This is a genomic window from Streptomyces sp. NPDC055103, from assembly GCF_053607625.1.
On sequence record NZ_JBSGTX010000024.1, the window covers coordinates 58929 to 77130 of the forward strand.

Consider the following 18202-nt stretch of genomic DNA (forward strand, 5'->3'; position numbering starts at 1 on the left):
CTAGACGTTCTGTGTGAGAGGCGTCAGCTTCCGGTCCTGGGCCGGGATGCTCGGCGCCTCTCGCGTCTCCAGGCCGAAGCTGGTGAAGGCCGTGCGGCGCGGCAGCGGGTAGGGCTCCTTGCCGGTGATCGCGTTGAGGATGGTCGCGCTGCGCCAGGCGGCGAGGCCGAGGTCGGGGGCGCCGACGCCGTGGGTGTGCTTCTCGGCGTTCTGGACGTAGACGGAGCCGGTGACGGAGGGGTCGAGGACGAGGCGGTAGCGCTCGTCGATGCGGGCGCGGCCGGCGGCGTCGTGGCGGAGGTACGGGTCGAGGCCGGCGAGCATGCGGTCGACGGGGCGTTCGCGGTAACCGGTGGCGAGGACGACGGCGTCGGTGGTGAGCCGGGAACGGGTGCCCTGCTGGAGGTGTTCCAGGTGCAGTTCGACCTGGGTGGTGGCGACGCGTCCGGCGGTGCGGACGCGGACGCCGGGGGTGAGGACGGCCTCGGGCCAGCCGCCGTGGAGGGTGCGGCGGTAGAGCTCGTCGTGGATGGCGGTGATGGTGTCGGCGTCGATGCCCTTGTGGAGCTGCCACTGCCGGGGGACGAGTTCGCCGCGTACGGGCTCGGGGAGGGCGTGGAAGTAGCGGGTGTAGTCGGGGGTGAAGTGCTCCAGGCCGAGCTTGGAGTACTCCATGGGGGCGAAGGCCTCGGTGCGGGCGAGCCAGTGGATCCTCTCGGCGCCGGCGGGGCGGTGGCGGAGGAGGTCGAGGAAGACCTCGGCGCCGGACTGGCCGGAGCCGATGACGGTGACGTGGCCGGCGGCGACGAGCGTCTCGCGGTGGGCGAGGTAGTCGGCGGAGTGGAACACGGGGACGCCGGGGGCGTCGGCGAGCGGGCGGAGGGGCTCGGGGACGTACGGCTCGGTGCCGACGCCGAGGACGACGTTCCGGGTGTAGGCCCGGCCGAGGGCCTCGGCCTCGCCTTCCGGGTCGATCTGCGTGAAGTCGACCTCGAAGAGGTGGCGCTCGGGGTTCCAGCGGACGGAGTCGACCTGGTGGCCGAAGTGGAGGCCGGGGAGCCGCTCGCTGGCCCAGCGGCAGTACGCGTCGTACTCGGCGCGCTGGATGTGGAACTTCTCGGCGAAGTAGAAGGGGAAGAGGCGCTCGCGGCTCTTCAGGTAGTTGAGGAAGGTCCAGGGGCTCGCGGGGTCCGCGAGAGTCACCAGGTCGGCGAGGAAGGGGACCTGGAGGGTGGCGCCCTCGATGAGGAGGCCGGGGTGCCAGTGGAAGGCGGGGCGCTGCTCGTAGAAGGTGGCGGCGAGGCCGCCGGGGACGCCGTGCGCGAGGGCCGCGAGCGAGAGGTTGAACGGGCCGATGCCGACACCCACCAGGTCGTGGGGCCGGTCGAGTTCGTCGTCCTTGGGGGTGCTGCCGGTGCTGCCGGTCATCGGTGCGTGCTGCCTTCCACGAGGGTGATGAGCTGTGCCAGGTCGCCGGGGGTGGCGTGGGGGTTGAGCAGGGTGGCCTTGAGCCAGAGGCGGCCGTCCGCCTCGGCGCGGCCGAGGACCGCGCGGCCCTCGGCGAGGAGGGTGCGGCGGATCGCGGCGACGGTCTCGTCGGTGGCCTCCGCCGGCCGGAAGAGGACGGTGGTGAGGGTGGGCCGGGCACGCAGGTCGAGGCCGGGGGTCTTCTCCACGAGGTCGGCGAGGTCCTGGGCGAGGGTCATGCACGCGTCGACGAGGGCACCGAGGCCGGAGCGGCCGAGGGCGCGGAGGGTGACGGCGGTCTTGAGGACGTCGGGGCGGCGGGTGGTGCGCAGGGAGCGGCCGAGGAGGTCGGGGAGGCCGGCCTCGGTGTCGTCGTCGGCGTTGAGGTAGTCGGCGGTGTGGCCAAGTACGGCGAGGTCGGCGGCGTCGCGGACGGCGAGGAGTCCGGCGGCGGCGGGCTGCCAGCCGAGTTTGTGCAGGTCGACGGTGACGGTACGGGCCCAGTCGAGGCCGTCGAGGAGTCGGCGGTGGGTGGGGCTGAGGAGGACGGGGCCTCCGTAGGCGGCGTCGACGTGGAGCTCGGCGCCGTGGGCCGCGCAGACGTCGGCGAGCTGCGGCAGCGGGTCGATCAGGCCCTCGTCGGTGGTGCCGGCGGTGGCGACGACGAGGACGGGGGCGGCGGTGGGGGTGGCGGTCAGTGCCTCGGCCAGGGCGGCCGGTTCGAGGATGCCGTGCGGGGTGGGGACGGTGACCGGGGCCGGGAGGCCGAGGAGCCAGGCGGCGCGGTGGAAGGAGTGGTGGGCGTTGGCGCCGACGACGGTCCTGACCGGGCCGCCGTGCCCGGCGTGGCGCTCCCTCGCGAGCAGGAGGGCGAGCTGGTTGGACTCGGTGCCGCCGGTGGTGACGAGGGCGTCGGGGGCGCTCGCCGCCGCCGGGTAGACCTCGGCGGCGAGGGCCGCCGTGACCCCGGCCTCCAGGGCGGAGGCGGCGGGGGCCTGGTCCCAGGAGTCCATGGAGGGGTTGAGCGCGGAGGCGGCGAGGTCGGCGGAGGCGGCGAGCGCGAGGGGCGGGGTGTGGAGATGGGCGGCGCAGAGCGGGTGCGCGGGGTCGGCGGCGCCGGCGGCGAGCGCCGTGACCAGGGTGCGGAGGGCCTCGTGGGGGCCGGTGCCGGTCTCGGGGAGTACGGCTCCGAGGGCGGCCACCCGTGCCGCGACGGCCTCCGGCCCGCCGGCCGGGAGGGGGCCGCCTCGCTCCTCCGCGCCGGTACGGAGGGCGTCGAGGACGGTGTCCAGGAGGGGGCGGAGGGCATCGGCGCCGGGGCGGCCTCCGGCGAGGGGTGGGGGTGCGGCACGCATGGACGACAGGGTGCCGGGCCCTGGCGGGGCGTGCGCGGGGAGTCGGCGGTTGTGACCCGAACGGGGGACACGGGCCCGCCCCCGCCTTGCGGGCGGGCCCCATCTGGGGGTCGGCCCCCTGGTCGGGCCCGCACCGCCAGCGCGGCGCACACCGGGTGCGGGTGCAGGCGCGGAAGCCTAGGCCCGGCAAGGGGCGCCGTCCCGTTGTGCCCACCCGTCCCGCCCCAGCGGGACGAATGCCCACAACGGGGGGGGGACAGCGCCCCGTCGGGCGAGGCGCTCAACGGGGGCGGGGTGGGCGGCGCCCCGAAGGGCGCAGGACCACGGGTGGGTGGGAGGCGCCCCGAAGGGCGCAGGACCACGGGTGGGTGGGCAGCGCCCCGTCGGGCGCAGGACCACACGACCGTGGGTGGGCGGCGGACCCCGTCGGGCGGGTGGGTCAGGCCTTGCGGGCTTGCAGGGCTCGGCGGAGGTCGTCGAGTTGGTCGACCAGCTTGCGGCGGAGGGCCGGGATCATCGTGTCGGTGGTCAGGTGGGCCTCGCCGAGGGCCAGGGAGTCGGCGTCGACGGCGTACGACGGGAAGGCGTAGCGACCCGCCGCCTCGGCCATCGCGGCGCCTCGGCGGTTGCCGAGGGCGGTGGCGGCTGCGTAGAAGCGGGGCACGTACTCCCGTACGAGCTCGGCCTGTTCGGGCTGCCAGAAGCCCCGGGCGGTGGCGGTGAAGAGGTAGTTCGACAGGTCGTCCGTGTCGAAGAGGGCCGACCAGGCGGCCGCCTTCGCCGCCGGGTCCGGGAGGGCGGCCCGGCAGAGGGCGGCGCCCTCCTGGCCGGTGGCGCTCCTGTCGCGCGCCAGCTCGACGGCGATCGCCGTCTCGTCGACAGCGCCGAGGACGGCGAGGCGGGAGAGGATCCGCCAGCGCAGCTCGGGGTCGAGCTCGGGGCCGCCGTGGACGGTGCCCTCCGCCAGCCAGGAGGAGATCTGGTCGGGGGTGGTGGCGCTGTCGATGAGCGCGCGCACGGCGGTGAGCCGCAGGCCGGGCGCCTCGCCGTCCTCGGTGCGGCGCAGCAGGGCGCGGGCGATCTCCCGGATCGTGGCCAGGGCGGCGGGGCGCTCGGCCTCGGTGACGTACTGGTCGGCGATCTGGGTGCGGGCGAAGCCGAGAACGCCCTGGACGAGCGCGAGTTCGGTCTCCGCGGTGAGGTGCGCGAGGGCGACCTCCAGGTACTCGGCGGGGGCGAGGTCGCCGTCCCTGACCATGTCCCGCAGCGCGTTCCAGACGACGGCACGGGTCAGCGCGTCGGGGATGCGGGAGAGGCCGCGCAGGGCGGACTCCTCGGAGACCTCGTCGAAGCGGAGCTTGGCGTAGGTGAGGTCCTCGTCGTTGACGACGACGAGGGTGGGGCGGGGGCCGGTCAGTTCGGCGGGCGCCTCCTGCGGGACGTCGATCTCGCGCCGCTCGCGCAGGACGAGGTCGCCCGAGGCGTCCCGGTCGTAGACGCCGACGTCGACGCGGTGCGGCCGGCTGCCCTGCCGGTCGACGGTGAGCCGCCAGCGGCCGCCCTCGCCGTCGAGGCGCGGGGTGAGCGTGTCGACGCCCGTGGTGCGCAGCCACCGCTCGGCCCAGCCGTGGACGTCGCGGTCGGTGGCGGCGGCGAGGTTGTCGATGAAGTCGGCGAGGGTGGCGTTGCCGAACCTGTGCCGCTTGAAGTGGATGTGGATGCCGGCGAGGAAGTCCTTCTCGCCGAGCCAGGCGACGAGCTGGCGGAGCGCGGAGGCGCCCTTGGCGTAGGAGATGCCGTCGAAGTTGAGGAGCGCGGACGCGGTGTCGGGGACGGCTTCCGGGTCCGGGGCGACGGGGTGGGTGGAGGGCCGCTGGTCGGCCTCGTACCCCCAGGCCTTGCGGATGACGCCGAAGTCGACCCAGGTGTCGGGGAAGAGGTCGGCGCAGGCCTCGTTGACGGTCTGGTAGCCCATGTACTCGGCGAAGGACTCGTTCAGCCAGATGTCGTCCCACCAGCGCAGGGTGACGAGGTCGCCGAACCACATGTGGGCCATCTCGTGGGCGATGACCATGGCGCGGGTCTGCCGCTCGGTGACGGTGACGGCGGAGCGGAAGACGAACTCGTCGCGGAAGGTGACGAGTCCGGGGTTCTCCATGGCGCCCGAGTTGAACTCGGGGACGAAGGCCTGGTCGTACGAGTCGAAGGGGTACGGCTCGTCGAACTTCTCGTGGTACCGGTCGTAGCAGGCCTTGGTGACGGCGAGGATCTCGTCGGCGTCGGCGTCGAGGTGGGGGGCGAGGGAGCGACGGCAGTGGATGCCGAAGGGGAGCCCGGCGTGCTCGGTGCGGACCGAGTGCCAGGGTCCTGCGGCGACGCAGACGAAGTAGGTGGAGAGCAGCTGGGTGGGGGCGGCCTTCCACCGGCCGTCGGCCTGCTGCTCGGTGATGCCGTTGGCGAGGACGGTCCAGCCCTCGGGGGCGGTGACGGTCAGCTCGAAGACGGCCTTCAGGTCGGGCTGGTCGAAGGCGGCGAAGACGCGCTGGACGTCCTCCATGAAGAGCTGCGTGTAGACGTACGACTCGCCGTCGGTGGGGTCCGTGAAGCGGTGCATGCCCTCGCCCGTGCGGGAGTACCGCATGGTCGTGGTGAGGCTCAGCTCGTGCTCGCCCTCGGTGAGGCGGAGCGGGAGCCGGTTGCCGGTGAGAGCTGCGGTGTCGAGGGCCTCTCCGTCGAGGGTGGCGGAGTGGAGGGTCTCGGGCTTGAGCTCGACGAAGGTGTTCCCGGCGGCGCGGGCGGTGAATCGGACGGTGCTGGTGGACTCGAAGGTCTCGGCGCCGGTGGTGAGGTCGAGGTCCACCAGATAGCGGTGGACGTCGAGGAGCTGGGCACGGGTCTGCGCTTCGTCGCGCGTCAGTACGGACATGGGGCCCATGCTGCCTGATGGACTTCCTGAGGGGTACAGAGGTAGGCGAAGAGGCGGGGCCTGCCCCCCGCCGCGTACTCCCTAGGCGAGTCCGGAGCCGTCCAGGTGGGCGAAGGCGGCCGTGATACGTGGGCGGTCGTAGCCGGTGGGGCCGGACGCGCCGCTGGAGAGCAGGGCGTGGAGGAGGATCCGGGCCTTGGCGGGGTCGAGGGGGCCGGCCGGGATGAGTCCGTGGTGCAGCAGGTCGTATTCGGAGCCGGGCCCGCGGTAGGTGTGCGAGAGGGTCGTTCCGCCGCCGGTGCGGGAGGCGAGGACGACCGGGACGCGCCGGGCGAGTTCGGCGAGCGGCTCGACGAACCAGGCGGGGACGTGGCCGGCGCCGAAGGCGGCGACGACGAGGCCCTGGAAGCGGTGGTCGACGGCTTCGAGGAGTTCGCCGCGGTCGCCCTGCGAGAGGGTCAGCAGGGCCACCCGTACCGACGGGTCGAAGGTCAGCGGGCAGGCCGCGGCGGGGACGGCGGGGCGGAGCAGGATCCGGGGCTCACCCTCGACGACGGTACCGATGGGGCCCGCGCCGGGCGAGCCGAAGGTGGTGACCGAGGTCGTGTGGGTCTTGCGGGCGAGGCGGGCGGTGTGGATCTCGTCGGCGAGGACGACGAGGACGCCGAGGTTCCGGCAGGCGGGGTCGGCGGCGACGGCGAGCGCGGCGGCGAGGTTGGCGGGGCCGTCGGCGCCGGGCAGGTCGGGGCGGCGCATGGCACCGGTGACGGCGATCGGCTGCTCGGTGGTGCAGAGCAGGTCGAGGAGGAACGCGGTCTCCTCCAGGGTGTCGGTGCCCTGGACGACGACCACGCCGGAGCCGTCGGCGACGGTCGCGCGGACCTCGGCGGCGAGCGCGGCGAGGTCCTCGTGGGTGAGGGAGGAGCTGGGGACCCGCCGGAAGTCGCGGAGGACGACGTCCTCGGGCGCGCCGAGACCGGCCACTACCTCCTGGCCGGTCATACGGGCCGCGTCACCGCCTCGCGCGGAGATGGTCCCTCCGAGGGTGAAGACAGTGACGCGCGCCATCAGCGTGCTCCGTCCGCGATCGTCTCGTGGTGGCGGATGACCTCCGCGATGATGAAGTTCAGGAGCTTCTCCGCGAAGGCCGGGTCCAGTTTCGCGCTCTCGGCCAGTTCCCGCAGGCGGGCGATCTGGCGGGACTCGCGGGCGGGGTCGGCGGGCGGCAGCTTGTGCTCGGCCTTGAGGACGCCGACCTGCTGGGTGCACTTGAAGCGCTCGGCGAGCATGTACACGAGCGCGGCGTCGATGTTGTCGATGCTCTCGCGGAGCCGGGTCAGTTCGGCCCGTACGGAGTCGTCGACCGCGCGGGGCGGGGTGGGCTCGTGGGGGCGGGTGGAGTCGCTCATGATCTGCGAGCTTAGACGGATCTCGGCAGGATCGTGGGCGGGTGTTCGGGATCCGGAACGCGGTTGCTCCAGCCGCCGTGGACGGAGCGGCCCTGCTGCTCGCGGAAGCGGATGGGCGCGGTGCCGACCCGGCGGGTGAAGAGCCGGGAGAAGTAGGCGGGGTCGTCGTATCCGACGCGGCGGGCGACGGCGGCGACGGGCAGCTCGGTGGCGGCGAGGAGCTCCTTGGCGCGGCCGAGGCGGACGGTGAGCAGGTAGTCCTTGGGGCTGCAGCCGGCGGCGCGGCGGACGGCGGTGCGGAGTTCGGCGGCGGTCATGCCGTGCCGGGCGGCGTGTTCGGCGACGGACAGCGGCTGGAAGGCGTCGCGGGCGAGCGCGGCGAGGACGGGGTCGCCGTCGGCGTTGGTGTCGGCGCGGGCCCGGCGCAGGGCGACGAGCAGTTCGTGGACCGCGGCGCCGGTCTCGACCTCCAGGAGGGGGTTGCCGGGGCGGGCGGCGCGGGCGATGCGGCTGATGGCGGCGCGGGCGGGGGCGGCGTCGGAGAGGGGCACGACGGGCCGGTCGGGCTCGATGTAGCCGAGCTCGGTGTATGTGGCGGTGGCGGGGCCCGTGAAGTCGACGAAGGCCTCGTCCCAGCCGGTGCCGGCGTCGGCGGCGTAGTGGTGGGGGGTGCCGGGGGTGAGCCAGATGAGGGCGGGGGCGGTGACGGTGGTGCGGCGCCCGTCGGCCGCCCGGTACCAGCCGCTGCCGGCGGAGACGACGACGGCGACGTGGTGGTCGAGCGTGCGGGGCCCGACGGTGGGCAGGGTGCCGTGCTGGAGCCCCACGCCGAGGCAGACGAGGCCGAGGCGGTGGTGGACGGGGCTCGGCGTGAAGTAGCGCATCCAGGTGTGGTACATGCGGCGGGCCCCTCCGTAACGTCCAAACTTCGACGATCTTTGTCCATGGACCGGCTCACCGCCAGAGGGCAAAAGTGAGGCCATGAGCACGTTCGCTGTGGGTGACGAGGACTTTCTGCTCGAGGGGCGGCCGGTGCGCCTCCTCTCGGGGGCGCTGCACTACTTCCGGGTGCACGAGGCGCAGTGGGGGCACCGGCTCGGGATGCTGCGCGCGATGGGCCTGAACTGTGTCGAGACGTACGTCCCCTGGAACCTGTACGCGCCGGAGCCCGGCCGGTACGGGGACGTGGAGGCGCTCGGCCGGTTCCTGGACGCGGTGGAGCGGGCGGGGATGTGGGCGATCGTGCGCCCGGGGCCGTACATCTGCGCCGAGTGGGAGAACGGCGGGCTTCCGCACTGGCTGACGGGGCCGCTCGGGCGGCGCGTGCGGACCCTCGACCAGGAGTTCCTGGCGGCGGTGGGTACCTGGTTCCGGCGGCTGCTGCCGCAGGTGGTGGAGCGGCAGGTCGACCGGGGCGGCCCGGTGGTCCTGGTCCAGGTGGAGAACGAGTACGGGAGTTACGGCAGCGACCGGGGCTATCTGGAGTGGGTGGCGGAGCTGCTGCGGGACTGCGGAGTGAGCGTGCCGCTCTTCACCTCGGACGGTCCCGAGGACCACATGCTGACGGGCGGTTCGGTGCCGGGGGTGCTCGCGACGGCGAACTTCGGCTCGGGGGCGCGGGAGGGCTTCGCGACGCTGCGGCGCCATCAGCCCTCGGGGCCGCTGATGTGCATGGAGTTCTGGTGCGGCTGGTTCGACCACTGGGGCACGGAGCACGCGGTGCGGGACGCGGCGGACGCGGCGGCGGCGCTGCGGGAGATCCTGGAGTGCGGGGCCTCGGTCAATGTGTACATGGCGCACGGCGGGACCAACTTCGGCGGCTGGGCGGGGGCGAACCGGACGGGCGAGCTGCACGACGGGGTGCTGCGGCCGACGGCGACCTCGTACGACTACGACGCGCCGGTGGACGAGGCGGGGCGGCCGACGGAGAAGTTCTGGCGCTTCCGCGAGGTGCTCGCGGCGTACGCGGACGGGCCGCTGCCCGAGGTCCCCGAGCCGCCGGCGGCGCTCGCCGCCCCGGTGCGGGGCCACCTCGGCGGGTGGGCGCCGCTCGCCGAGGTCCTGGAGGTCCTCGGCGACGAGGAGTCGCGGGCACCGGTGCCGCCGACCTTCGAGGAGCTGGGGGTGGACCGGGGCCTGGTCCGCTACCGGGTGGAGGTCCCGGGGCCCCGGCAGCCGTACCAGCTGGGAGTGACGGGGCTGCGGGACCGGGCGGTGGTGTACGTCGACGGGCTGCCCGCGGGGGTCCTGGACACCCGGGACAGCGAGGACGTGACGCTCGGCCGGCCGGTGGACGGTCCGGCGGTGGTGGACCTGTGGGTGGAGTCGCTCGGCCGGGTCAACTACGGGCCACGCCTGGCGGAGGCGAAGGGGATCACGGGCGGTGTACGGCACGAGCGGCAGTACCTGCACGGGTTCCGGGCCCGGGGGCTGCGCCTGGACGCCTTCGAGGCGGCGGCGGTGGACAAGGTGCGGTTCGAGTCCGTGGCGGACCGGAGCGGACCGGGCCTCTACCGGGGGACGCTGGAGGTGACCGGAGCCGGGGACGCGGTGCTGCGGCTGCCGGGGGCGACCCGGGGCTTCGTGTGGGTGAACGGCTTCTGCCTGGGCCGGTACTGGACGGCCGGCCCGCAGGACTCGCTGTTCGTGCCGGGCCCGGTGCTCCGGGAGGGCGCGAACGACGTGTGGGTCCTCGAAGCGGAGGGGGACGGGGTGCCGGGTGTCGAGCTCGGCGTCCTCTGAGCCTTCGCGCCGGACGGCGGCGGGCAGGACGGTGCCCCGGAGCCGAGGCCGCTCCGGGGCACCTGTTCAGGGGGTACCGCTACAGCGTGGCCGCGGCCGACTTGATCGCGGCGGCGAAGGTCGAGACCTCCGTGTAGACACCGGGGTAGCCGGCCCGGGCGCAGCCCTCGCCCCAGCTCACGATGCCGACCTGGATCCAGGCTCCGGCGTTGTCCTTGCGGAACATCGGGCCGCCGGAGTCACCCTGGCAGGTGTCGACCCCGCCCTCGTCGTACCCGGCGCAGATCTCCTCGCCGGGGACGAGGGAGCTGCCGTACGCGCTCTGGCAGTCGGCGTCCGAGACGAACGGCACGGTCGCCTTGCGCAGGTAGCGCTGCTGCGCGCCGCCCTCGCGGGTGCCGCCCCAGCCGGCCACCGTGAAGACCCCGCTGTTGTACGCGGTCGTCTCGGCGATCTTGAGGGTGGGTACCGAGGTGATGGGCGAGGCGAGCTTGATCAGGGCCCAGTCCTTGCCCGTCCCGTTGTAGCCGGGGGCCTGGAGGACCTTGGTGGACTTGACCTTGATGGCGCTGCTGCTCTGCAGGTCCACGACTCCGACGGTGGCGGTGATGCCGGTGTTGGTGCCGGAACCGCTCACGCAGTGGGCGGCGGTGAGGACGATCTGCGGGGTCAGCATCGAGCCGCCGCAGCCCATCGAGAGCCTGACCATCCAGGGGAACTCGCCCTGGGCGGCGCGTACACCGCCGACGACGGGGGCCGGCGCGGCGGAGGCGGTGCCGGCGGGCTGGAGGCTGACGGCGGCGAGGACGACGGCGCCGGCGGCCGCGAGTTTCTGGAGGGCGCTGACCAGTCGGTTCTTCTTCACGCGTGCTCCTTCGTTCGTGGGGGGGTTGGACCCGAGGGGCGTGACATGAGCCCGTCAAGTCATGTCCGGATTATGGACAGCGCTCAACTGGCGCCACAAGAAAGCCTTTTCGGCCAGAACCGGTGGGGGGACCGTACAGTGGACGGAAGGGGGGATCCGGCATGCCGAACCGCCAGGAGGCCGACCGCGTCGGCCACGGCTTCCCGCACCGCGCCGCGGTCCGGGCCTCGCTCACCGCGCTCTACCGACGCCTCTCCCCCGACGGTGTGCACCGCTTTCCGGTGAGCGTGCCGGCCGCCGACATGGCCATCGGCGACGACGAGGACCTTCATCTGGGCACCCAGCGGGTGGCCCGCGCCCTCGTCCACCACCTGCGGCTCCCCGACGCCCGCATCGTGGCGAGCTTCCGTCCCATGGAGCACGCGGCGACCGTGGAGCTCGCCGCCGGACCCGAGTATTTCGTGGAGCTCAACGACCGCTTCCGGACCCGCCGCAGGGACATCGGCGCGGCCCTCGCCCACGAGATCACCCATGTCCTGCTGCACCGGCTCGGGCTCGGCTTCCCCGGCGCCGCGGAGAACGAGCTCCTCACCGATGTCGTGACCGCCTATCTGGGCGCGGGCTGGCTGCTCCTCGACGCGTACCGCCAGGACGGGGTCGAGAGCCAGAAGCTGGGCTATCTGACGCCGGAGGAGTTCGGCTACGTCCTCGCGAAGCGGGCCGAGGTCTTCGGGGAGGACCCCTCGCCGTGGTTCACCAGCGCGGTGGCGTACGAGGCGTGGGTACGGGGCCGGGCCGAGGCGGAGCGGGAGCGGCGGCGGCCGCCGCTCGCCGGGGCGGGCTGGGCGGAGCGGCGGCGGTACGGCAGGGAGCGGCGTCAGGGCCGGGCGGCGGAGGGAGCCCCGTACGCCTTCGACGGCGGGACGCCGGCGACCGGCGTCTCCTTCGCCTGCCCGGTCTGCCTCCAGCGTCTACGGGTCCCGGCGGGCCGGACCCTGCGGGCGCGGTGCGGGGTGTGCGGCTCGGTCCTGGAGTGCGCGGCCTGACCGGCCGCAGGGGGCGCGGGAGTGTCTGAGCCCGTCGCCGCACGGGGACGCGAAAGCGCCCGGGGCTGCCACCGCACAGGGACGTGGGAACGCCCCGGCCCGCCGCCGCACGGGGAAGGGAGAACGTCCGGGCCTGCCGCCGTACGGGGAATGGATTTGCGCCATGTGCGGACGGCGCGTCAGGGTCGGCGCATGAGTACGTTGTTCGACGCCATCCGAGCCGGGGACGAGAACGGGGCCGTACGGGCCCTGCGGAGCGGGGCGGACCCCGAGGGCCGGGAGGACGGGGAGACCGCGCTGTACCGCGCGGCCGTCGGCGACGAGGCCGGGATCGTCCGGGTGCTGCTCGCCGCCGGGGCCGATCCGGGGCGGCGCAGCGGCGAGGAGGACAGCGACCTGCCGCTGTGCGGGGCGGCCTGCGGCGGGCACGCCGAGGTCGTCCGGGCCCTGCTCGCGGGCGGCGCGCACGCCGACCAGGAGGAGGAGTTCGGCTTCACGGCGCTCGCCTGGGCGCTCCGGCTCGGGCACGCCGACACGGCGCGGGTGCTCCTGGAGCACGGGGCCGACCCGGACCGGCCGGGGCCCGACGGCTTCCTCCCGCTCGTCGCCGCCGCCCGGCGCGGCTCCGCCGCCTGCGTACGGGCGCTGCTCGACCACGACGCGACGGCCCCGGAGGCGGCGCTGCGCGAGGCGCGGCGGTGGATCGGCGCCGACATCGCGGCCGAGCTGCGGCGCGGGCTCGTCGCGGGGAACGACGGCGGACAGACGTACGAGGCGGTCGTGCGCCGGGTCCGGGAGGACGGCGGGGTGACGGTAGTCGTCGAGCTGCTGCGCGAGGACGGCGCGCCCACGCGCGGCGACGAGCGGCAGACCGGCCACGCGGCGATCGCCACCCTCCTGGAGGCGGCGATCGGGCTGCGCACCCCGCACGAGGAGCTCGCGGCGCGGGCGCTGCGCTGCGGGGACCCGGAGCTCGACGCCTGGACGACGGCGGTGGCCGAACTGGCAGGCCGGGCCGACGAGGAGACCTTCGTGGCGGCGGCGGGCTGGTGCGCCTACCGCGATCCGCTGCGCCGGGCGCTCGGTGCGCGGGTGCTCGGCGCGCTCCCGGGCTTCGCGGCGAGCGCGGTGCCGGTGCTGCGGCGGCTGGCAAAGGAGGCCGTGCCCCGGACGCGGGAGCCGCTGTTGTCGACGGTGCTCGCGCTCGGGGAGTGCGGGGACGCGGCGGCGCTGCCCGAGCTGCTCGAGGCGGCCGGACATCCCGAGGCGGCGGTGCGGCGGGCGGCCGCGGGGGCGTTGGCCGGGATCGTGCCGGCGGGGAACCCCGAGGCGCTCGGGGTGCTCCTCGCGCTGAGCCGGGACGGCGACGCCCGGGTGCGGGACTGGGCGACGCTCGCCCTCGCCGAGCTGCCCGACGACACCCCTCTCGTACGGGAGGGGCTCGCGGAGCGGCTCGGCGACGACGACCCGGAGACGGCGGCGGAGGCGGCCCGCGGACTGGCGATCCGTCAGGACCCGCGGGCCGTCGACGCGTTGGCGGCGATCCTCGCGGACGGCGACCCGGACGGCGCGGCGCGCGAGACGGCGCTCGCCGCCCTCGAACACGTCCGGGACGCCCGGGTCAGGACCCGGCTCGAGTGGACGGCCCCGCGCCGCGGCTGACGAACTCGGCAGGCACGACCCTCCCGTACGGCTCCGACGGCTGCTACCTTCCTCCCCAGTCGCCTAACAAACGTTTGGTGGGCCCGTTCGCCCGTCAGCCCGTACGTTCATGAGGGAGTCCGGCCATGCCCCTGTCTCGACGCGCGCTGCTCACCACCACCGGCGCCACCGCCCTGTTCGCGGCCCTGCCGACGAACGCCCAGGCGCACGCACACCCGCGAGCACCCCGGAACGCGATCCGCCAGATCCCGCTCCAGGGCGCGGTCAACGTCCGTGACCTCGGTGGGTACGGCACCTACGACGGCGGACTCGTCCGCCACGGCCTCGCCTACCGGGGCGACCACCTCGGCAAGCTCACCGAGGCCGACCTCGTCACTCTCGCCGGGCTCGGCCTCGGCACGGTCGTCGACCTGCGGATCCCGCTGGAAGTGCAGTACGACGGCACCGACCGGCTGCCGGCCGGTGCGGCCGGGGTCGCGCGGCCCATCACCGACAACGGTCTCTTCGGGCGGCTGATGGCCGCGATCGGCTCCCGCGACCCGGTGCGGCAGGAGGAGATGCTCGGCGGCGGGCGGGCAGCGGCCTTCATGAGCGAGGTGTACCGGACCTTCGTCACCGACGCCGCGAACCGGGCCGCCTTCGCCCAGAACCTGCGGGACCTGGCCGACCCCGCCCGGGGGCCGGTGCTCTTCCACTGCACCTCGGGCAAGGACCGCACCGGCTGGACGAGCTATCTCCTGCTCACCCTGCTCGGCGTGCCGACGGCGGCGGCCCGCGCCGACTACCTGGCCTCGAACACCATCCGCGCCGCCTACGACGCCAAGGTGCGCGAGGGACTCCGGCAGGGCGGGTACATGCAGAACCCGGACCTGATCGTGCCGCTCCAGGAGGTGCGTCCGGAGTACCTCGACACCGCCCTCGACCAGGTCCGGGCCTCGTACGGAAGCCTGTTCCGTTACTGCTCCGTCGGCCTCGGCCTGGAGTTCCGCGACGTGCCGGCACTGCGGGAACGGCTCGTGCTCGGCGCCTGACGTCCGCCGCGGGCCGCTCCCGCTCCGGCGGACGCACCGCGCCCGGCACCCGCGCCGGAGCCGGAGCCCCGGCCCGCGCCGCCGGAGCCGCGTCCGGCACCGGCCGCGGCACGGCCCGTGCCGCCCGCGGAGCGCCCGGAGCCGCTCGCCGAACCGGCACCGCGGCCCGTGGACGTACCGGAGCCGGAGGAACGCCCCGACCCCATCGAGGTGGTCGTGGTCGCACCGCCGCCACCGGTGCCCGCGGGACGGCGACGACGGCCTCGGCCGGCGGCGGCCGAGGAGCCGGCGCCCGCCGCCTTGCGCGGCGGGGTCGGCTGCGGCGTCTCGATGACGATCGGGACGCCGGACGGCTCCTTGGCGCCGGTCAGGTCGCTCAGGTGCTGGTCGCTGGACTTGATCTGCGCCGTACGCGGGCTGATCCCGGCGTTCGACATCAGCTTGCCCATGTCCCGCTTCTGCTCGGGCAGGACGAGGGTGAAGACGCTGCCGGACTCACCGGCGCGGGCGGTCCGGCCGCCGCGGTGCAGGTAGTCCTTGTGGTCCATCGGCGGGTCGACGTTCACGACCATGTCGAGGTCGTCCACGTGGATGCCGCGTGCCGCCACGTTCGTCGCGACGAGCGTGGTGACCTGGCCGGTCTTGAACTGGTCCAGGGTGCGGTTCCGCTGCGGCTGCGAGCGTCCGCCGTGCAGGCCGGAGGCGCGCACACCGTTGGCGAGGAGCCGCTTCACCAGCCGGTCCACGGACCGCTTGGTGTCGAGGAAGAGGATCGTCCGGCCGTCGCGGGCCGCGATCTTCAGCGTGACGGCCTTCTTGTCGGTCTCGTCCATCACGTACAGGACGTGGTGCTCCATGGTGGTCACCGCGCCGGCCGAGGGGTCGACGGAGTGCACGACCGGGTCGTCCAGGAACATCTTGACGAGCTTGTCGATGTTCCGGTCGAGCGTGGCCGAGAAGAGCAGCCGCTGGCCGCCCGGCTCGACCTGCTTGAGCAGCTTGGTGACCTGCGGCAGGAAGCCCATGTCGGCCATCTGGTCGGCCTCGTCGAGGACGGTGACGGCGACCTGGTCGAGACGGCAGTCGCCGCGCTCGATGAGGTCCATGAGCCGGCCGGGGGTGGCGATGAGCACCTCGGCGCCGCGCCGCAGCGCGGAGGACTGCCGGGAGATCGACATGCCGCCGACGACCGTGGTGATCCGCAGACGCAGGGCGCCGGCGTACGGCGTGAGGGCGTCGGTGACCTGCTGCGCGAGCTCGCGGGTGGGCACCAGGACCAGCGCGAGGGGCGCGGTCGGCTCGGCGCGGCGGCCGGCGGTGCGCGCGAGGAGCGCGAGGCCGAAGGCGAGGGTCTTGCCGGAGCCGGTACGGCCACGGCCGAGGACGTCGCGCCCGGCGAGGGAGTTCGGGAGGGTCGCGGCCTGGATCGGGAACGGCTCCGTGACGCCCTGCTCGCCCAGCGTCCGCAGGAGGCCCTGGGGCATGTCCAGGTCGGCGAAGGAGGCCACCGCGGGGAGCGCGGGCGTCACCGTCTCCGGAGGGGTGAACTCGCTCGGCGGCGGGGGCGCGGTGGGACGACGGCCACCGCGGGCGCCCCTCGGCTGCGACGTGGACTTCGCCTGGGCGGTGCGGGGGCTGCGCTTGTTAGGGCGTTCGGAGCGGGTCATGCGTGCCTTCCTGGCCGGTGCTCACGGCACAGCCAGGGCCCGCACCTGCACGGTGCGGGCCCCGGCTGCTCTACCCGGAACACGCGATACGGGCCCCGGCTGATACTCCCGGGAACTCGTGAACGGCCCCGGCTGTCTCTCCCGGAACACGCGATACGCACTCCGGATGTCTCTACAGGAACAATAGTGCGCCCCAGGACCTTCCCGCCCCGCCCGACCGTTTCACGGACGGAACAGCCCAGGCCCGGGCGCCCCCGACGTGGTCGACCTCACAGCCGCGCGGTGATCGTCACGCGCGGACGGCGACGCCGTCCAGGACCATGGACAGGTACTGGCGGGCGATCTCCTCCGGGCTGTGCTGCCCCCCGGGCCGGTACCAGGACGCGGCGACCCAGACGGTGTCGCGCACGAAGCGGTACGTCAGCCGGACGTCGAGGTCGGCGCGGAACACCCCGGCCGCGACCCCGCGCTCCAGCGTGCCGAGCCAGGCCTTCTCGAACCGCTCCTGCGAGTCCACGAGGTAGTGGAAGCGGGGCAGGTCGGTGAGGTGCCGGGACTCCTTCTGGTAGATCGCGACGGCGGCGCGGTGCCGGTCGATCTCCCGGAAGGACTCGGTGACCAGCGCCTCGATGGTCTCGCGGGGCCCGAGCCCGGCGCCGAGGACGGCGTCGTACCCCTCCCACAGCTCGTTCAGGAAGCTGGAGAGGATCTCGTCGAGCATCGACTCCTTGGAATCGAAGTGGTAGTAGAGGCTGCCGGCGAGCATGCCGGCGGCATCCGCGATCTTCCGGACGGTGGTGGCGTTGTACCCCTGGGCGGCGAAGACCTCGGCCGCTGTGTCGAGGAGCTCACGCCGCCGCTCGGGCCCGGCACTCACCTGGGTCTTCTTCTTGCTGACAGTGTTCGGCACGCGTCCATTCTGACCCCCGGCGCCGTCCGGCGGAGCAGGCGTCTCAGGACTCCTCGCGTGGCGGGCTGTCGTCGTTGCCGCGCCGGATCGTCCGCGCGGGGCGTCCCGCGGCCCAGGTGCGCAGGACCATCTCGTCGCCGTCCACCCAGGTGCGGACGACCTCGGTGGGCTCCACGCGGAAGAGGTGGAAGGGCTGCGGCGCGCCCGCCTCGGCGGCGTACCGGGCGACGGTCTCCGGGTCGGTGATCTCGACCGCCCGCCCGGACACGCGGACGTCCCCGCCGCCCATGCCGGTGCCGGAGCCGGGGTTGGCGAGGAGCGCGAAGCGCGGGTCGCGGCGCAGGTCGAGCGCCTTGCGGGAGTTCGGCATCATGCCGAGCCAGAGCTGACCGAAGCGGAAGTCCGCCTCGATGCCGCTGAGGCGGGGCGAGCCGTCCTTCCGCACGGTGGCGAGCGCGTGGTGCGTGTACTGCCCGAAGCGCGCGCGCACGGTCGCGGCCAGCTCGGGTTCGGCGGCCTCGAAGGCCGACCAGGTGGTGCCGGTGTCTCCCGTGCCTTCCCCGCCCTCCGCGCCCTCCGCGCCCTCCGCGCCTTCCGTGTCTGCCGTGTCTGCCCTGTCCTTCGTGTCTCCCATGACTCCAGGAGACACCGGATACCCGACACCTTCTGTCCGGATTACTCCGGACGCTTCCCGGTCCGGACGTTTCCCGGGAAGCGGGGGCGGCTCAGGAGGTGGCTGCCCGCTCCGCCGCGCTGCGCTCGACGCAGAACTCGTTGCCCTCCGGGTCGCCGAGGGTCGCCCAGCCGGTGCCGTCGGCGTTCCGCCGGTCGTCGAGGAGGGTGGCCCCCAGGGCGAGCAGCCGCTCGATCTCCTCGTCGCGGGTGCGGTCCTGCGGCTGGAGGTCGAGGTGGACCCGGTTCTTCACCGACTTCGCCTCGGGGACCTGGATGAAGAGGAGGCTCGCGCCGGGCGACTCGACGGTGGCCTCGGGGTCGCCGGGAAAGTCGTCGGCGGCGAGCCGCGCGTCCAGGGCCATGGCCCAGAAGCTCGCCAGGCCGTAGGCGTCGGCGCAGTCGATGGTCACGTGTCGTACGAGAGAAGTCATGGCGTCATGATTCCCC

At 74.2% G+C, this 18202-nt stretch carries 15 protein-coding genes; 4 read left to right on the forward strand and 11 right to left on the reverse strand.

The genetic code is table 11. From position 1 onward, the window contains the following. From ACWFR1_RS17390 to ACWFR1_RS17415, 6 genes are all read right to left on the reverse strand, one after another. Window positions 1-1428 (reverse strand): lysine N(6)-hydroxylase/L-ornithine N(5)-oxygenase family protein, encoded by a 1428-nt coding sequence (locus ACWFR1_RS17390; protein ID WP_453551890.1) that lies wholly within the window; start codon window positions 1426-1428, stop codon window positions 1-3. Then, on the reverse strand, window positions 1425-2822 hold the full coding sequence (locus tag ACWFR1_RS17395; protein WP_453551892.1) for a pyridoxal phosphate-dependent decarboxylase family protein: 1398 nt from the start codon (window positions 2820-2822) through the stop codon (window positions 1425-1427). The genes ACWFR1_RS17390 and ACWFR1_RS17395 overlap by 4 nt, the downstream gene beginning before the upstream one ends. 439 nt (window positions 2823-3261) lie before the next feature. Next, window positions 3262-5748: an aminopeptidase N gene (gene pepN / locus ACWFR1_RS17400; protein WP_453551895.1), complete on the reverse strand. Its 2487-nt coding sequence runs from the start codon at window positions 5746-5748 to the stop codon at window positions 3262-3264. An 81-nt stretch (window positions 5749-5829) separates the two neighbouring features. After that, entirely contained in the window at window positions 5830-6816 is a 987-nt protein-coding gene (locus ACWFR1_RS17405) for an asparaginase (protein ID WP_453551898.1), read from the reverse strand. Next, window positions 6816-7157 (reverse strand): chorismate mutase, encoded by a 342-nt coding sequence (locus tag ACWFR1_RS17410; RefSeq protein ID WP_453551901.1) that lies wholly within the window; start codon window positions 7155-7157, stop codon window positions 6816-6818. The genes ACWFR1_RS17405 and ACWFR1_RS17410 overlap by 1 nt, the downstream gene beginning before the upstream one ends. A gap of 11 nt (window positions 7158-7168) precedes the next feature. Next, complete coding sequence (locus ACWFR1_RS17415) at window positions 7169-8056, reverse strand: AraC family transcriptional regulator (protein ID WP_453551903.1); 888 nt, start codon at window positions 8054-8056, stop codon at window positions 7169-7171. Between the two features lie 82 nt (window positions 8057-8138). On the opposite strand from ACWFR1_RS17415, the gene ACWFR1_RS17420 reads away from it, so the two are divergent. Beyond that, window positions 8139-9899 carry a glycoside hydrolase family 35 protein gene (locus ACWFR1_RS17420; protein ID WP_453551906.1) on the forward strand — a complete coding sequence of 587 codons (1761 nt, stop codon included), beginning with the start codon at window positions 8139-8141 and terminating at the stop codon, window positions 9897-9899. Between the two features lie 79 nt (window positions 9900-9978). Here the strand turns inward: ACWFR1_RS17420 and ACWFR1_RS17425 are convergent, their stop codons facing one another. Continuing rightward, a complete protein-coding gene (locus ACWFR1_RS17425; protein WP_453551908.1) occupies window positions 9979-10764 on the reverse strand; it encodes a S1 family peptidase in 786 nt (261 codons plus the stop codon). 161 nt (window positions 10765-10925) lie between these two features. Between ACWFR1_RS17425 and ACWFR1_RS17430 the strand changes: the two genes are divergently transcribed. The 3 genes from ACWFR1_RS17430 (at window position 10926) to ACWFR1_RS17440 (ending at window position 14503) form a co-directional block, all read left to right on the forward strand. Beyond that, window positions 10926-11810 (forward strand): hypothetical protein, encoded by an 885-nt coding sequence (locus tag ACWFR1_RS17430; RefSeq protein ID WP_453551910.1) that lies wholly within the window; start codon window positions 10926-10928, stop codon window positions 11808-11810. Window positions 11811-12002: 192 nt separating this feature from the next. After that, window positions 12003-13472 carry an ankyrin repeat domain-containing protein gene (locus tag ACWFR1_RS17435; RefSeq protein ID WP_453551913.1) on the forward strand — a complete coding sequence of 490 codons (1470 nt, stop codon included), beginning with the start codon at window positions 12003-12005 and terminating at the stop codon, window positions 13470-13472. Between the two features lie 125 nt (window positions 13473-13597). Then, a complete protein-coding gene (locus ACWFR1_RS17440; protein ID WP_453551916.1) occupies window positions 13598-14503 on the forward strand; it encodes a tyrosine-protein phosphatase in 906 nt (301 codons plus the stop codon). Here ACWFR1_RS17440 and ACWFR1_RS17445 read toward each other — a convergent pair. The 4 genes from ACWFR1_RS17445 to ACWFR1_RS17460 all read right to left on the reverse strand — a co-directional run bounded on the left by ACWFR1_RS17445 (window position 14428) and on the right by ACWFR1_RS17460 (window position 18186). Beyond that, the gene (locus ACWFR1_RS17445) at window positions 14428-16170 is read right to left on the reverse strand and encodes a DEAD/DEAH box helicase (RefSeq protein WP_453551918.1); all 1743 of its coding nucleotides are present in this window, start codon (window positions 16168-16170) and stop codon (window positions 14428-14430) included. The two genes, ACWFR1_RS17440 and ACWFR1_RS17445, sit on opposite strands and share 76 nt — an antisense overlap. A gap of 289 nt (window positions 16171-16459) precedes the next feature. Beyond that, entirely contained in the window at window positions 16460-17080 is a 621-nt protein-coding gene (locus ACWFR1_RS17450; protein WP_453551920.1) for a TetR/AcrR family transcriptional regulator, read from the reverse strand. A 43-nt stretch (window positions 17081-17123) separates the two neighbouring features. After that, entirely contained in the window at window positions 17124-17714 is a 591-nt protein-coding gene (locus ACWFR1_RS17455; protein ID WP_453551923.1) for a pyridoxamine 5'-phosphate oxidase family protein, read from the reverse strand. Window positions 17715-17805: 91 nt separating this feature from the next. Beyond that, window positions 17806-18186: a VOC family protein gene (locus ACWFR1_RS17460; protein WP_453551926.1), complete on the reverse strand. Its 381-nt coding sequence runs from the start codon at window positions 18184-18186 to the stop codon at window positions 17806-17808. Window positions 18187-18202: the final 16 nt, after the last annotated feature.

Coding starts and splice junctions, on each gene's coding strand:
- ACWFR1_RS17390 (WP_453551890.1), bottom strand. CDS start 1,428: ATGACCGGCAGCACCGGCAGCACCCCCAAGGACGACGAACTCGACCGG.
- ACWFR1_RS17395 (WP_453551892.1), bottom strand. CDS start 2,822: ATGCGTGCCGCACCCCCACCCCTCGCCGGAGGCCGCCCCGGCGCCGAT.
- pepN (WP_453551895.1), bottom strand. CDS start 5,748: ATGTCCGTACTGACGCGCGACGAAGCGCAGACCCGTGCCCAGCTCCTC.
- ACWFR1_RS17405 (WP_453551898.1), bottom strand. CDS start 6,816: ATGGCGCGCGTCACTGTCTTCACCCTCGGAGGGACCATCTCCGCGCGA.
- ACWFR1_RS17410 (WP_453551901.1), bottom strand. CDS start 7,157: ATGAGCGACTCCACCCGCCCCCACGAGCCCACCCCGCCCCGCGCGGTC.
- ACWFR1_RS17415 (WP_453551903.1), bottom strand. CDS start 8,056: ATGTACCACACCTGGATGCGCTACTTCACGCCGAGCCCCGTCCACCAC.
- ACWFR1_RS17420 (WP_453551906.1), top strand. CDS start 8,139: ATGAGCACGTTCGCTGTGGGTGACGAGGACTTTCTGCTCGAGGGGCGG.
- ACWFR1_RS17430 (WP_453551910.1), top strand. CDS start 10,926: ATGCCGAACCGCCAGGAGGCCGACCGCGTCGGCCACGGCTTCCCGCAC.
- ACWFR1_RS17435 (WP_453551913.1), top strand. CDS start 12,003: ATGAGTACGTTGTTCGACGCCATCCGAGCCGGGGACGAGAACGGGGCC.
- ACWFR1_RS17440 (WP_453551916.1), top strand. CDS start 13,598: ATGCCCCTGTCTCGACGCGCGCTGCTCACCACCACCGGCGCCACCGCC.
- ACWFR1_RS17445 (WP_453551918.1), bottom strand. CDS start 16,170: ATGACCCGCTCCGAACGCCCTAACAAGCGCAGCCCCCGCACCGCCCAG.
- ACWFR1_RS17455 (WP_453551923.1), bottom strand. CDS start 17,714: ATGGGAGACACGAAGGACAGGGCAGACACGGCAGACACGGAAGGCGCG.
- ACWFR1_RS17460 (WP_453551926.1), bottom strand. CDS start 18,186: ATGACTTCTCTCGTACGACACGTGACCATCGACTGCGCCGACGCCTAC.